The organism is Rhizobium sp. CFBP 13726 (assembly GCF_014841925.1).
Classification (GTDB): Bacteria; Pseudomonadota; Alphaproteobacteria; order Rhizobiales; family Rhizobiaceae; genus Neorhizobium; species Neorhizobium soli.
In genome coordinates this window covers 771,983-785,223 of sequence record NZ_JACYUU010000001.1, presented here as the reverse complement: position 1 = coordinate 785,223, position 13,241 = coordinate 771,983, and the positions used below count along the sequence as shown (strand labels likewise).

Sequence of the window (13,241 nt, the reverse complement as noted above, 5' to 3'; positions counted from 1 at the left end):
TCAATAAAAAAGCCGCCCCGTGTGGAGCGGCCCTTGATGACAGGCATTGGAGGCGATTTAGCGACGCGGGCCGCGGGCAACGCGCTCGATTTCCTCGCGCACGAGACGCTCCACCAGTGTCGGCAGGTTGTCGTCCAGCCATTCCTGCAGCATCGGACGCAGCATTTCCTGCGCCATATCCTCGACAGAGCGACGCTCGAGACCATCGAAGACGGCTGCAAGTTCGTTGAACGATTTTGTCACCTGCGCGCCCGCTTCGACCGAAAGGAGCGTTGCAGCGGCCTCCTCGATCATCGCAGGAAGATTTTCCTGTTGAGCCGGTTGCGCCTTCGGTGCCGGCTGTTCGACCGGCTCGGACATCTCCGGCTGCTGCGCGACTGCCGGTTGCGGCTTCAGCGCTGGAATGGGCGATGGTCCTGCAGGCTCGACGTCTTTCGCCATAGGGGTCTCGATCGGCTTGGATACCATTGCCGCAGGCCTGGTTTCGAGAGGGGCGATGGTGTCACGCAGCGCGACGCCGGCAAAGGCCGAGATTGCAGCGGATGCCTTCTCGGCTGCGGGCATCGACAGGCGCGGCGCCGGTGCCGGGCGGCTCATCGCATTTTCCTGCTGGCGGGCCGAAGCGGCGCGGACGCGGGCCGCAACGTCGGCAAGCGAGAGCGAGCGCTCACCCGATGATGAAATCTCAGGGTCGACTGTCGATGCGGAAACAGGCTTGGGTGCGTCGTTTGCGGATGCGGGGGCGTAGGGTTCCGACTGGAACGGCATCGGGGCCGGTGAATGGGCACGAAGAGGAAGGCCCGGGTCGTTTGCAGCGATGCCAGCGGCAAGATCGGACGCAAAGTCCGTATCGTCGATATCGTCGATCAGATCGTCATCCGCATAGGGCGAACGCGATGCCTGATCTGGTGAACCCTCGCCGACCGGCTCGTTGCTTTCGATGATCCGGCGGATCGAAGCCAGGATCTCTTCCATTGACGGTTCACGCGCTACACTTGGCTGAGCCATTTTCATCCCCGTTCTCGCCGACTGGGTGCCAGGTCGGCAGACGACCTCTTTTCAAAGGTCTGATTCGTTTTCACTTTACGAACCTCGTCTCGCGATACAACGACGGGCGCATCAACGACTCTAGCGATACACAGATTTGTTGCCGACGTGAATCCCCGCTGCCGATTTGTATCGCGCTGGAAAAACAAAAAGGAGGCCAAGGCCCCCTTTCTAAACTTCGCAAACCGTCAGCAAGCCGAATTTAGAATACGAAATCCTTCGCGCGGCGGAATCCCGGCAACGGTTTGATCGAAGCGTTGAAGTGGGCGCTTTTTGACAGTGCACCCTGCTCTTTGACGAAGAGCGTCGCCTGCGCGGCATTTCCGTATCCGAGAACAGCGACCAGACGCCCGCCATCCTTCAACTGCGCACTTAGTTCAGCCGGCACGTCTTCGATCGAGCCAGCAATGAAGATGACATCGTAAGGGCCCTGATCCGAAACGCCTCTTTCCATGTCGCCCGTGACGACAGTCACGTTATGGGCGCCCGCGAGGTTGGCGATTGCCTGCTCGGCGAGCGCTTCATCGGATTCGATCGACACGACCGATTTCGCAAGAAGCGACAAAAGCGCAGAAATGTATCCGCTGCCTGTGCCGACCTCGAGCACCGTATCCGACTTGGTAATTGCAGCCAGCTGCAAAAGTTTGGCCAGAGGCGAGGCTTCCATCAGGAAGCGACCGGGACAGATTTCAACATCGTTGTCGATATAGGCCAGTGACTTCGACTTGGCCGGAACAAAGTTTTCGCGCTGTACCGTGAGAAACGCCTGAAGCACGGAATGTGCCGTCACGTCTGTCGTGCGGATCTGGTTCTCGACCATCTTCACACGGGCTGCTTCGAAATCAATCATGTCATCTGCCTCACAGCGCCGGCGTACCGGCCAATCCTTCAGCCGTGTTACTTGCCTCTTGCTGCGCTTTCAAGATAGCGCGCGCATCGATTGGAAAAAACACGGTGATGCAGGCGCTCGTGCAACTCTTGCTTAGTGCAGGATAAGGGTCGGAAGCTCGCGCTTCTTGGCGAGGACGACATCGTGTCCGTAGGATTTGCGCAGGCTATGGCTGCGATCGAATGCCAGCTGCTCGGCAGCACTCAGATGAAAGGCTCCATCTGCAAACGTGCCAGTCGCATCATCTTCGGTGACGGGTCTGTAGAGTGCGGTGATCAATCGGTTCAGCATTTTTCACTCCCTGGGCTTCGCTCACTAAAGTCGGAAGAGCTCGGTTCCGTTCCCCTGACCGCGAGGAATATTCGTGAAATATTTACCATAGGATCAACACAGCCAGATGACGCGAACACGCTGCATACAGCCTCCCCCGCAGGGGTATCTTCCGAGGACGCCGCGTTTTGCAGGCGCCCTTCATCACCGGTACAGACAGGCGCCGCTGACGAAGTGGATAAAAACGTCGAGGATTGAACAGAAGGGTATTGCACCCATCGGAGATTCGTTCTAATTCGGCGCCACCACTCGCTTTTTTAGCATCGGATGGCCTCGTGGCGGAGTGGTGACGCAGAGGACTGCAAATCCTCGTACCCCGGTTCAATTCCGGGCGAGGCCTCCATCCCTTTCTTGATATATCGCAATAGGTTAGCATCGGCTTCAGCCGATAGACACGATATATCCGATCGCAACCGGTCGCGCACATTCCTCGATATTATTTAGGTATTGCGACTGGCGCACGAGAACGCCAGCGGATCGTCTTTCACGCCCGCCAGCTTTCCGCCAATTCGCGATTGGAGCTGTCGCCTGCCCGGATCAGCCCACCGGCCGCACCAGTTCTTCGACCAAGCCACGATACGCCTCTGCGGCCAGTTCCAACTCCGCGATGAGGGTCTCGTTCGATGTCGTCTGCGTCCTGAACCCGCTCGTGGTCAGCCACTCGATGTCCGCACGAAGGATTTGGATAGTGTCTTTATAGCGTTGGACGCGATTTTCCGGCTGCATGTTCGGCTCCTGTGAACCGGAACAACTACCGCGCTTTGCGTTCGAGGCAATAAGCGGGATGCCAGAGACCGGACGTTTATCGGCACCGGTCGCTGGTTTGTGTCAAGAATTCAAGGATTGGGCGCGAAGCGTGATGATGTCAGAGAGCAGACGCCGCGGCCGGCTTGCGTCCCCTGGCTGCCGCGGAAAGATCGATCGAGCTTATGGTCGCCACCAGGAACATGACCGGAATGCCGAATTCCAGCACTTCTTCGACGATACCCAACAGAAGATTGGTGTGATCGCTGACAATGACGCCAAAAGGCGCAAGCTTGCGATCCAGCCCATCGATCGACTTGGACACAATGGCAAGACCGATCGCCGCGATGATGTTCCAAGCCCAGGACGCGCGATACCTGACGCCGGAGAGAAGCTCAGGGCCGTTGCGAACGATCAGCCGGAACGCGACGGTCGCCACGAACAGGATCACCAGGACGCCAAAGACGCGCTCGACAGGTTGCGCCATGTTCGTCAGGTAAAGGTTGCTCTTGAGCATGCCGACACTGGTCAGCCGCTTGTCGAGGTCGAGTTCTCGCCCCATCATCAACAGCATGATGGCCGCAACCTGCCAGTCCCGCCGCCATATGTCGCCGGTGCGGGTCCACAGCCACACCATTGCGGTATAGGCGTAAAGAAGGGCCGTCGAAATCTCGAGCGCGCCGGTTTCCTTCGTCAGTGCTGTCGTAAAACCGTTACTCGAAAGGTCTATAGCGAACAGAACGGCAGCCCCGACCAATGCCAGTGTCAAAAGATACCAAGGACGGGAAGTAACAGCGTAGGCGTGGGGTGGGAGCATTTCGATTCTCAAAATTCATGTCGACGAGTGTGGATTGAGGGTGTGGACCGCTTAGCGGCCCGCTGACCGGTGCCGTGCGCGCCGATTCTGGATGAAAACGGTCTACTACTGGAGAAGCCGGTAGTCCATGTCTTTGACGGCGGACAGATTCTGCTCTGCCCCTGTTTCCAAGGAAACCGGCAAACCCGAAAAACTGTAGAGCAGTCCTTTACGCCGTTGATTTGTTGCTTCTATTAGCAAATTTCCTTTACATTTCTGCAGGCGCGACTATTTCCGGCCCCTCACGGAATGATCGCAGCGAGGCCGATTTGAAGGATGATCCCGCCACACAACTCGCAGATATTGCGCGGCAACTCGCACTGCTTGCGGAGGCAGCCAAGGCATTGTCGCAGACGCCGCTGGTGGAACTGTCCGGTCAGCTTCTGCCGGCCGGCCGCGAGAAGCCGGACGAGCCCAAAACCCCTCTCCCAAACAGCGTCAATTAGATTTGAACGGCTCGTATCGGACAAGCTTGCCGTGATCACGTGGTCGCGCAGCGATATGGGGTCTGCGGGGGTGCCCTGCCCATATCAGCGACACGAGCCGCAACATTTCACGATCGGTTCGTAACCAGATATTAACGTTCCTCCATAGGGCTGCGTTAAACTATTTGTCCTAGAAATAGGCAGACGGCGATGTTGCCGCCATACCCTTGTCAGAGGATCGCCATGACGGCGATGGTTCGATATGAAGCTCTCATCTTCCGACGCCGTCATGGCGTTCACGACTATTATATCCCTCGTCAGCATCATTTATGTGGGGCATCTTTTCGTTGCCCTGTTTTGACGGTCTCACCGAGACACGCTGACTGACGGCCTCTCCTCGTCCCCCACAAGCCGCACGCTCGCCCTGATCAACATTCTCGCTCACGGATCAAAATCGTGTTAGAGTGTCTGAAGTCAGGTGTGGGAGACATCTGGCGGCTTGGCTAACGGGAAGAGGAGACCGTTATGCAGTATCTCGATTTTGTAGCCGCATTGAATCCATTCGTCTTGTGCACTCTTGGTGTCGTGGTAGCCTGCGGCCTCTATGATCGCTGGGCGCAACCGAAATAGTGGATTGCATGCGCAGCCGGGAAACCGCGAGGCGTTGCTCGTGTTCGAAAACCGGTACATCTGGAGGCGGCTTGATGGTCGACTGACGCGCCGCGCGTCGCGCGAGTTCGTTTTGTTGCCTTTGAGTTGCTTGTTTCTGCTGTTATTCAGACTGCATTTCTCATGACAGAGGTGCAGCTTTGCAGGATAACGCGGAATTCGAAGATACATCGGCAGGTCTCAGCGAAACGCTGAGGAAATTGATCGGTCGGATTGACGGCGGCACCGTGACGCTGCGTCAGTTGATGGATGGCGTCGGTGAACAGGGTCTGCTGCTGATCTGCGCGGTCACTTCCCTCCCCTTTCTGCTGCCCGTTTCGATCCCGGGTGTTAGCACCGTGTTCGGCGCGGCCATCATAATGATCAGCATTGCTGTGGTGCTCAACCGGATGCCGTGGCTTCCTCGTGCGATTCTCGATCGGGAACTCGACAGCGCAAAGCTGGTGCCGACCCTTGAGAAAGGCGTGAAAATCGTCTCTAGGCTCGACAAATATCTGAAGCACCGCATGGCCGGCATCACGACCGGGCCCATTGCCAACAGGGTCAATGGCCTCGCAATCACGTTCGCCGGTGTGCTCCTGATGTTTCCGCTCGGCCTCATCCCCCTGTCCAACACGCTGCCCGGCATTGCTATTCTGCTTCTGTCGACAGGCATGGTTCAGCGGGATGGTCTCGTCGTTCTCGGCGGTTATTTCTTCAACCTTGCAACGATCGTCTATTTCGGGGCGCTTGCTTATGGCGCGTTCGCCGCCGGCCAGGGCCTGGCGTCACTCGCCGGATAAGCCTCATTCCGGAAGAAGCTCTCGCACCAGGCGACAGCTTCTCCCGGTATGGTTGACATCATGTCATTTCCGAAGCGAAGCCGCTTGTTTCTCGCGGCGCCTGCGACCCCACCAGACTTCCAGACGACGACGTCGTCGTCTGACGAAAGCGAGATCCTGCGACAGGATCAAGATACCCAGCGGCACCATCCAGAAGCCCAGAATCGGCAGGAATCCCAGAATGCCGCCGACGATAAGAACGGTTCCGATGCAGAGCCGCGCCACGCGCGAGCGCGGCATCGGAATGGACCGCCCTGCGATGAAGAGACGACCCTGCCCCGGATCCATTCCAAACCGCCTGCCTTGAGGTTTTTCCACCACGTATACGGCTCCAACTAAACGCTTTTTTGTAGGGGCGAGATGGGGATGCATGGGGATAAAACAAGCCGGACCTAATTTTTTTGAAAAAACCGCTTGGCAAATGCGTGAAGCATTTGTATTACCCCGCTCACACCGCAAGCGCGGTTGTTCCCTGGTAGCTCAGCGGTAGAGCATTCGACTGTTAATCGACAGGTCGCCGGTTCGAATCCGGCCCGGGGAGCCAAATTCTGCGATGAGCGCCTGTTTTTGTTGATCCGTATCCGAAGACAGGCGCTTTTCCACTTCCCGAATTTTGACAAAGCGAAAAAGCAACTTGATATCGCGAGCGGTTTCGCGTTCGGGAATGTGTAACGCTGTTGCGTGCAGTTCCACAGCTAAAGAAGCAAGCCGGTCGCGATCCGCCAAGTTGCAACGTGAGTCTTCTGTTTGCTCGCGCTCATCTCAAAGTCGTCTTCACTTCTGATCCGAGGGTGCGGGCGTGCCGGGAAGCGCGTTTTCGCGGGATGGGGCAGCCGGCGTATCGTAATGCGTGCCCTGCGGATCGGGCGGCACACTGTTGGCGGTCGGAGCCTGCGTGACGCCGATGCTAACCGCGACGCCGACGGCGATCGCAACGGCCAAGCCGGCCAACGGAATCAGAGAGCGATGTCGGCTCTCCTTGTAGGAACCGTACGCAAGTGCGAGCCCAAGCATTGCTGCTCCGCCTGCGACGACGATAAACCACATGTAATTAGCCATTATTTTTCCTCCTGAAACCAGAACATGCGTATCTGGCCGAAGTTCCGCGTCCAGCGGAGACGCCTGAACCGGCGCGACTGTTGCCGGCAGATGCCGCGGACGTCGCGAGTGGCGACAGTTGTTCTCGTGCCTTGAAATGAGCAGACAGGCTAATTCGATCGCGTTCCTTGAGGCGGTGTCACGACGACCCGTCCCTGGGCACAGTGCCCGGCGATGCCGGCCCTTAAATGCCCCCACACATCCGAACCCGGAAAATCCGCTTGTCCTAATGGAACATTGCGCTAGGCTGGAGGTAGAGGACAGTTGACTTAGGGAGGAGACAACTATGCCGCAGCCGAACTGGCAAAAACCGGTCAAAGTCGCGTTTGGGAATCTTGGGACCGAGGTAATCAATGGGCCATCCGAGGCCCTCATCCTGCTACTGGACCACTGGCCGGATCTTCGGGGTCCGCATTTCGTGCGGGCGCGCAGTGCCTGCCGGGCTGCCCTCGACGGCCGTCGTTCGCCGGAGGACGCGCGACAGTTTTTCGAGCAGGCCGTGAGCGAAGCGCAAATGCACGTAAACTGATTGGTCTGACTGCTGCGTCTTCAGTTCTGGCCGATTGACGAATGGTTGGCAGCGGACCAACCATTCGATGACAGTGTTCGGCTTTAAAGTCCGATCATATCGCCCATGAGCTGGATCGGCGATCCGCTGAGAGCGATCGGTGCAAACAGGACGGAAAAGCAGACGCACGGCCCCGAATCACCAACGATCGGCCGGTGATCGAGCGTCTCGTCAGCGACCGATATGTCGCCCTGCGTGAAGTTTCCGCGGTGATCGTGGAATTCGCCTTCGATCACCAGCGTGAGTTCAAGACCGTTGTGGCCATGGTTTGGAAGTGCCCTCCCAGGACGGGCCCAGAGGAGACTTGCTTCCACGTCGGGCGACCGTTCGATAACATGCTCGCGCAGTCCCGGCAGCTTGCGCCGCCACGGAATAGAGGTCAGGTCTTTCCCCGTATAATCCCGCAACAGGGCCGGCAACTGGGAACCTTGCTCCCGTGGCAACACGCTCCATTCCGGCGGGTCCGATCTGACAATATCGCTGATGGCCCTGTCTCGAAATTCACGGGACAACGTCTCATCGCAGGTCATGTCTTCCAACCCATCGCCGGCCAGTCGCTGAAGGGCATCGACAAGCTGGGCATTGGGTTTCTGCATCTGCAGATGGGAACCTAACAAGACGTGGGCTGCCTTTGGCAGAGAGCCGGCTACGTATTGCGAGATCAGAAAATCGACTCTCTCAATATTCAGATGCATAAACTAAGCCACAATCGTTGGCGTGAACGAAATTCAGTTCTCAAAATCAATGCCATCAGGTCGAATCGTCTGAAACCAAAACCGAGCGCTCCACTCTGCGTAGTGCAGGGCGAAGGATGTATTATACAGTTGCATCCGAGCCATGTCGATAAACCTGCCGGTATTGTCCGGTAGATGACAGTCCTCGGTATGCGGGGGCGATCACATCGCGCGCGATGCGCGGAAAGGATTTTCTTGGCGCGGATGCCTTGCCCGCCGAATGCAGCCTGATTACATGATCCTTGAAAAAGAAGGCATTTCCCATGGCAATACAATCTTCTGTTCTCGACCTCATCGGCAATACGCCGCTCATCAGGCTGGCGGCTGCATCCGTTGCAACCGGATGCGAGATTCTCGGCAAGGCCGAATTTCTCAATCCCGGTCAGTCGGTCAAGGATCGCGCAGCGCTCTATATCATTAGAGATGCCGAGAAGAAGGGGCTTCTGAAGCCGGGCGGAGTGATCGTCGAAGGGACCGCCGGCAATACCGGTATTGGTCTGACCCTGGTCGCAAAGGCATTGGGGTATCGAACCGTCATCGTCATTCCGGAGACCCAGAGCCAGGAGAAGAAGGACGCGCTGAGACTGATGGGCGCCGAGCTCGTGGAAGTACCAGCCGTTCCCTACAAGAACCCGAACAACTATGTGAAGGTTTCCGGTCGCCTTGCCGAGCAGCTTGCCAAGACGGAACCTGCGGGCGCGATCTGGGCAAACCAGTTCGACAATGTTGCCAACCGGCAGGCCCATATCGAGATGACGGGCCCCGAGATCTTCGAACAGACGGGCGGCAAGGTGGACGGCTTCGTCTGCGCAGTCGGCTCCGGCGGTACGCTGGTCGGTACAGCCATGGCGTTGCGGGCGCTTAAGCCCGGCGTCAAGATCGGCATAGCGGATCCGGAAGGCGCCGCACTCTACGAATTTTATGCGCACGGCGAGATGAAATCCGAGGGAAGTTCGATCACCGAGGGCATCGGTCAGGGACGTATCACCGCCAATCTCGAAGGGTTTGCGCCTGACTTTTCCTATCGCATTTCGGACGCTGAAGCGCTGCCGATCGTGTTCGATCTGATCGAGAACGAGGGGCTTTGCCTTGGCGGCTCTTCCGGCATCAACATCGCTGGCGCGATGCGCCTCGCGAAGGATCTCGGTCCCGGCCATACGATCGTGACGATCCTTTGCGACTACGGCAACCGCTATCAGTCCAAACTTTTCAACCCGGATTTTCTGCAGTCCAAGGGCCTGCCGGTTCCGGGCTGGCTCACGAAGAAGACCAAGATCGATATTCCGTTCGAAACCGTCTGAAACCGACCGCAGAGAACAGAACCGATGGCAACCGAACTCCTCTATCGCGACGACTTCTATCTCTCGACACTGGAGGCGGTTGTTACCGCGATCCATGAGGATGGCGGCATCGAATTCGACCGCACCTGCTTCTATGCGACATCTGGGGGGCAACCTGGTGATACCGGCAGTCTGGAGCGCGCCGACGGAACCAGGATCAAGCTTGGCCAGACACGGCACGGCGAGACGAAGGACATCGTCGTCCACGTTCCACTCGAAGGCGAGCCGCGGCCGACGGTCGGCGAAACTGTTGTCATGCATGTCGACTGGGACAGACGGCACAAGCTGATGCGAATGCATACGGCCTGCCATCTGCTGTCGGTCGTCTGCTCCTACCCGATCACCGGTGCCGCAGTCGGCGAAGACGAATCGCGTGTCGATTTCGACATGACGGCCGTGATCGACAAGGACGAGGTGACCGCCGGCTTGATGGATCTCGTCACGCAGAACCATCCGGTCTACCTGCAATGGATCACCGACGCGGAACTGGCGGCCAACCCTGGCATCGTCAAATCGAAGAACGTCCGGCCGCCGGTCGGGCTCGGGCGCGTCAGCCTTGTCTGCATCGGCGAGGATTCGAGCGTTGACAGCCAGCCGTGCGGCGGCACACATGTTGCAAACACCGGGGAAGTGGGCGCTATCCACATTTCCAAAATCGAGAAAAAGGGCAAGGAAAACCGTCGCTTCCGGATCCGGTTCGGCGATATCGCCGCGGATGCCTGAAGACACTCGTTTGTCCGAACCGGTTTCTCACCGAATACCGCGTTTTATCAAGGTAGGAGTTTTGACATGAGCGACACCAGCCGTTTCGTCGTTTCGTCCGAGTGGCTCGAAAACGAGCTCGGAAGCCCGGATTTGAGAATCGTCGACGCCTCCTTCTACTTGCCTGCCCACAACCGCGATGCAGATGCCGAATATGCGGCAGGGCATATTCCCGGTGCCGTGCGTTTCGATCACGACAAAGTCGCGGATCATTCCACCGGCCTCCCACATATGGTGCCCTCGCCCGATGTGTTTGCCGATGCTGTCGGCAAGCTCGGCATCAGCGAGAATGACCGCATCGTCATCTATGACGGTCCGGGCATCTTTTCTTCGCCGCGTGGCTGGTGGCTGTTCCGCATCATGGGTGCGAAACAGGTGTTTATCCTGGACGGTGGCCTCGATGGCTGGAAGGCGGAAGGGCGCGCGCTCGAAACCGAAATCCCCTCGCCGGTTGCGTCCAATTTCGATTCGGAGCTTCGCCTCGACAAGGTCATCGACTACCATCAGATGATGTCGTTCGTCAGCGATCGTACAAGCCAGATCGCCGATGCACGGCCGGCCGGACGCTTTACCGGCACAGAGCCGGAACCCCGCGCTGGCATGCGCTCCGGTCACATGCCGGGTGCCGTCAACGCTCCCTCCAGCAGCTTTTCGACAAACGGCAAGCTGAAGACGATACCCGAACTGCGCCAGGCTATTGAAGCCGCGGGAATCGATTTGGGGCGCCCGGTCGTGACGAGCTGCGGTTCGGGCATTACCGCTGCGATCATCACGCTTGCGCTGGAATCGCTCGGGCATGAGGACAACGCGCTTTATGACGGGTCTTGGACGGAATGGGGCGGACGCTCGGACACGCCGATCGAGACAGGACCGGCTAAGCCTACCCCTGCAATCTCGTCGCAGGCGTAACGATGGCGAAAAAGCCCGTACCGCTGAAGGCGCGCGTCACCGTTCTGGAAATGACGGCCGCGCCCAAGACAAGCATATCGATTCCGGCCAACATTCAAACCGCCATCATACGCGCTACCGAAGTGCCGTTGCATTTCTACCGGTACCTATACCGGCAAGTCGGCAAACGCTGGCACTGGTACGATAGGCTGCGGCTGTCCGACGCCGAGCTTGCGGCCGCGATCCACAACCCGCGCTGTTCGATCACGATCCTTCTAGTCGACGGATCGCCAGCCGGCTTCTACGAGCTGAACTCTACTGACGACAACGTCGTAGAGCTGTCCTATTTCGGCCTGTTCGAACGGGCCCTCGGGCTCGGCATCGGCAAGTGGTTCCTGACGCAGGCTCTTTATTCTGCGTGGCAGAACAACCCGGAGAAGGTCACCGTCACCACCAATTCGCTCGACCATCCCCGAGCGCTGCAGCTCTACCAGATGATGGGTTTTTCGCCCGTCTCGACATACGAGGCCGAGATCGTGCCGATGACCAGCGCGGAACTGGTAAAGGTGCTGGACAGCTAGCTCGCGCAAGGATCGGGTGGCGCTTCAAAGCCCGACGGGTCATCTCCTATATATAGAAAAGGAGACGACCATGCCAATCTTCAACGCGATCCCGGGTGACCACGCAGAGCATCTATGGAACGGAGGCAGCGATTCCTACGGACACCAGCCGGAGACCATGATCTCGGATGGTCCCGGATATCCCTGCCGCCATTGTCTCAGGAATATCGACGCGGGCGAAAGCCTGTTCGTTCTTGCCTATCGACCGTTTCCGACAACGCAGCCCTATGCCGAAACCGGTCCCATCTTCCTGCATAAGACGCCCTGCCCACGGTTTATCGCGGAAGAGGTTCTACCGCCAATTCTGGTCAGTCCCGATTACATCGTCCGGGGTTATGCAGAAGATAACAGGATCGTCTATGGCACGGGTGCGGTGACCCCGACGTCCGAAATCATGCGGCGCGCCGAAGACCTGCTTCAACGCGCCGATATCGCCTATGTCCACGTTCGTTCGGCCCGCAACAACTGTTTCCAGTGCCGGATTGACGCGGCTTAGCAGGAGCCCCTTATGCCTGCGGGTCTCCGCCGTCCCGCTCCAGCTTTTCGGCAAAATCGAGGAGCTGCCGCACGAGATCGCCCGCAGCCTTGTCGTTTTGTTCGATCCTGCGAGCCGACACTTCTCTCAGGTTGAGAAGCGCCGCTTCCACACTGCGCGGCAGAGCCGGGCCGCGGTCATGATGTGGCCCCCTGTCGTGATCGCGGTGGTGTTCGTGCCGTTCCTGCTTCTGCTTGATCTTTTCAGCCAGCTCGGACAAGCGCTCGAGGATGGTCGTTGCGAAACTGCGGTTCTCATCGAGGTGCGCACGGCCCTCGTCAGTGATGGTGTAACGCTTCTTGTTGCCATCCGCTTCAGCCGTCACGTAACCGGCTTCTTCAAGATAGGTCAGCGTCGGATAGATGACGCCGGGGCTGGGTGCGTAGAAACCATACGTCATATCTTCGATATGTTTTATGATCTCGTAGCCGTGGCGGGCTTCTTTCTCGATCAAGGCCAGGACGACCAGTCTGAGATCGCCCTGCATCAGAAAGCGACCGATACGACCCTCGCCATCATCGCCGAAGCCACGACCACCGCCCGGCCCGCCTTTTCCGCCAAAGCCCCTACCCGCAAAGCCTTTGCTGAACGGACCGCCCCGTATGGTGAACAGTCCCTCGAAGCCCGAGCGATCGGCGTTGCAGCTTCTGTGGGCTTCAAATCGTTGAAACATCTTACTCTCCTTTAGAGTATCTTTCGATATATCTAAAACTAGCACATTTTCGCAACGCTGCAAGCTGCCAGATATATCTAAGTCATATCCTTTTGGTTTTTGTGGCGGATTTTTTTCGAGCTATCTGCGGCGCGCGGTGCGGCCGATCCGGATTGACCGTCGCGTCATTACCCGGCAGTCACCGAACTTTCGCCGACCGTCATTTAAGGGATGCGTCCTTGGGCTATTGTGCCTAAGCTCGC

At 58.1% G+C, this 13,241-nt stretch carries 17 protein-coding genes and 2 tRNA genes; 10 read left to right on the top strand and 9 right to left on the bottom strand.

The window, feature by feature from the left end; translation table 11 throughout:
- Positions 1–57 precede the first annotated feature (57 nt).
- The 3 genes from IFT66_RS03865 to IFT66_RS03855 all read right to left on the bottom strand — a co-directional run bounded on the left by IFT66_RS03865 (position 58) and on the right by IFT66_RS03855 (position 2,227).
- Positions 58–1,014 carry a DUF2497 domain-containing protein gene (locus tag IFT66_RS03865; protein ID WP_446737862.1) on the bottom strand — a complete coding sequence of 319 codons (957 nt, stop codon included), beginning with the start codon at positions 1,012–1,014 and terminating at the stop codon, positions 58–60.
- A 235-nt stretch (positions 1,015–1,249) separates the two neighbouring features.
- Positions 1,250–1,897 carry a protein-L-isoaspartate O-methyltransferase family protein gene (locus IFT66_RS03860; protein WP_192076809.1) on the bottom strand — a complete coding sequence of 216 codons (648 nt, stop codon included), beginning with the start codon at positions 1,895–1,897 and terminating at the stop codon, positions 1,250–1,252.
- A gap of 132 nt (positions 1,898–2,029) precedes the next feature.
- Positions 2,030–2,227, bottom strand: coding sequence for a hypothetical protein (locus IFT66_RS03855; protein WP_062457584.1), 198 nt, complete (start codon positions 2,225–2,227; stop codon positions 2,030–2,032).
- 308 nt (positions 2,228–2,535) lie between these two features.
- Here IFT66_RS03855 and IFT66_RS03850 point away from each other — a divergent pair.
- Positions 2,536–2,609, top strand: a tRNA-Cys gene (locus tag IFT66_RS03850).
- 194 nt (positions 2,610–2,803) lie between these two features.
- Here the strand turns inward: IFT66_RS03850 and IFT66_RS03845 are convergent.
- Both IFT66_RS03845 and IFT66_RS03840 read right to left on the bottom strand, forming a co-directional pair.
- Positions 2,804–2,992 carry a hypothetical protein gene (locus IFT66_RS03845; RefSeq protein WP_062580327.1) on the bottom strand — a complete coding sequence of 63 codons (189 nt, stop codon included), beginning with the start codon at positions 2,990–2,992 and terminating at the stop codon, positions 2,804–2,806.
- A gap of 139 nt (positions 2,993–3,131) precedes the next feature.
- Positions 3,132–3,827 carry a hypothetical protein gene (locus IFT66_RS03840; protein WP_192076808.1) on the bottom strand — a complete coding sequence of 232 codons (696 nt, stop codon included), beginning with the start codon at positions 3,825–3,827 and terminating at the stop codon, positions 3,132–3,134.
- A gap of 308 nt (positions 3,828–4,135) precedes the next feature.
- On the opposite strand from IFT66_RS03840, the gene IFT66_RS03835 reads away from it, so the two are divergent.
- The gene (locus IFT66_RS03835) at positions 4,136–4,312 is read left to right on the top strand and encodes a hypothetical protein (protein ID WP_162728347.1); all 177 of its coding nucleotides are present in this window, start codon (positions 4,136–4,138) and stop codon (positions 4,310–4,312) included.
- A gap of 788 nt (positions 4,313–5,100) precedes the next feature.
- Positions 5,101–5,742 (top strand): exopolysaccharide biosynthesis protein, encoded by a 642-nt coding sequence (locus tag IFT66_RS03830; RefSeq protein WP_062580325.1) that lies wholly within the window; start codon positions 5,101–5,103, stop codon positions 5,740–5,742.
- A 63-nt stretch (positions 5,743–5,805) separates the two neighbouring features.
- Here IFT66_RS03830 and IFT66_RS03825 read toward each other — a convergent pair whose 3' ends face one another.
- The gene (locus IFT66_RS03825) at positions 5,806–6,069 is read right to left on the bottom strand and encodes a PGPGW domain-containing protein (protein ID WP_062457597.1); all 264 of its coding nucleotides are present in this window, start codon (positions 6,067–6,069) and stop codon (positions 5,806–5,808) included.
- Positions 6,070–6,250: 181 nt separating this feature from the next.
- Here IFT66_RS03825 and IFT66_RS03820 point away from each other — a divergent pair.
- A tRNA-Asn gene (locus IFT66_RS03820) sits at positions 6,251–6,325 on the top strand.
- A 230-nt stretch (positions 6,326–6,555) separates the two neighbouring features.
- Here IFT66_RS03820 and IFT66_RS03815 read toward each other — a convergent pair.
- A complete protein-coding gene (locus IFT66_RS03815; protein ID WP_156461830.1) occupies positions 6,556–6,840 on the bottom strand; it encodes a hypothetical protein in 285 nt (94 codons plus the stop codon).
- 325 nt (positions 6,841–7,165) lie between these two features.
- Between IFT66_RS03815 and IFT66_RS03810 the strand changes: the two genes are divergently transcribed.
- Positions 7,166–7,408 (top strand): DUF982 domain-containing protein, encoded by a 243-nt coding sequence (locus IFT66_RS03810; protein WP_062457603.1) that lies wholly within the window; start codon positions 7,166–7,168, stop codon positions 7,406–7,408.
- 83 nt (positions 7,409–7,491) lie between these two features.
- Here the strand turns inward: IFT66_RS03810 and IFT66_RS03805 are convergent, their stop codons facing one another.
- On the bottom strand, positions 7,492–8,043 hold the full coding sequence (locus tag IFT66_RS03805; RefSeq protein WP_249406335.1) for a cupin domain-containing protein: 552 nt from the start codon (positions 8,041–8,043) through the stop codon (positions 7,492–7,494).
- Between the two features lie 401 nt (positions 8,044–8,444).
- Here IFT66_RS03805 and IFT66_RS03800 point away from each other — a divergent pair, with 401 nt between their 5' ends.
- The 5 genes from IFT66_RS03800 (at position 8,445) to IFT66_RS03780 (ending at position 12,287) form a co-directional block, all read left to right on the top strand.
- Positions 8,445–9,482: a cysteine synthase A gene (locus IFT66_RS03800; protein WP_192076806.1), complete on the top strand. Its 1,038-nt coding sequence runs from the start codon at positions 8,445–8,447 to the stop codon at positions 9,480–9,482.
- Positions 9,483–9,506: 24 nt separating this feature from the next.
- The gene (locus IFT66_RS03795; RefSeq protein ID WP_192076805.1) at positions 9,507–10,244 is read left to right on the top strand and encodes an alanyl-tRNA editing protein; all 738 of its coding nucleotides are present in this window, start codon (positions 9,507–9,509) and stop codon (positions 10,242–10,244) included.
- A gap of 66 nt (positions 10,245–10,310) precedes the next feature.
- On the top strand, positions 10,311–11,192 hold the full coding sequence (gene sseA / locus IFT66_RS03790) for a 3-mercaptopyruvate sulfurtransferase (RefSeq protein WP_192076804.1): 882 nt from the start codon (positions 10,311–10,313) through the stop codon (positions 11,190–11,192).
- Between the two features lie 2 nt (positions 11,193–11,194).
- Positions 11,195–11,752, top strand: a complete 558-nt coding sequence (locus tag IFT66_RS03785; protein WP_192076803.1) for a GNAT family N-acetyltransferase — start codon at positions 11,195–11,197, stop codon at positions 11,750–11,752.
- Positions 11,753–11,822: 70 nt separating this feature from the next.
- Entirely contained in the window at positions 11,823–12,287 is a 465-nt protein-coding gene (locus IFT66_RS03780) for a DUF1203 domain-containing protein (RefSeq protein WP_092662080.1), read from the top strand.
- A 10-nt stretch (positions 12,288–12,297) separates the two neighbouring features.
- Here the strand turns inward: IFT66_RS03780 and IFT66_RS03775 are convergent, their stop codons facing one another.
- Positions 12,298–12,999 carry a PadR family transcriptional regulator gene (locus tag IFT66_RS03775; protein WP_192076802.1) on the bottom strand — a complete coding sequence of 234 codons (702 nt, stop codon included), beginning with the start codon at positions 12,997–12,999 and terminating at the stop codon, positions 12,298–12,300.
- Positions 13,000–13,241 lie beyond the last annotated feature (242 nt).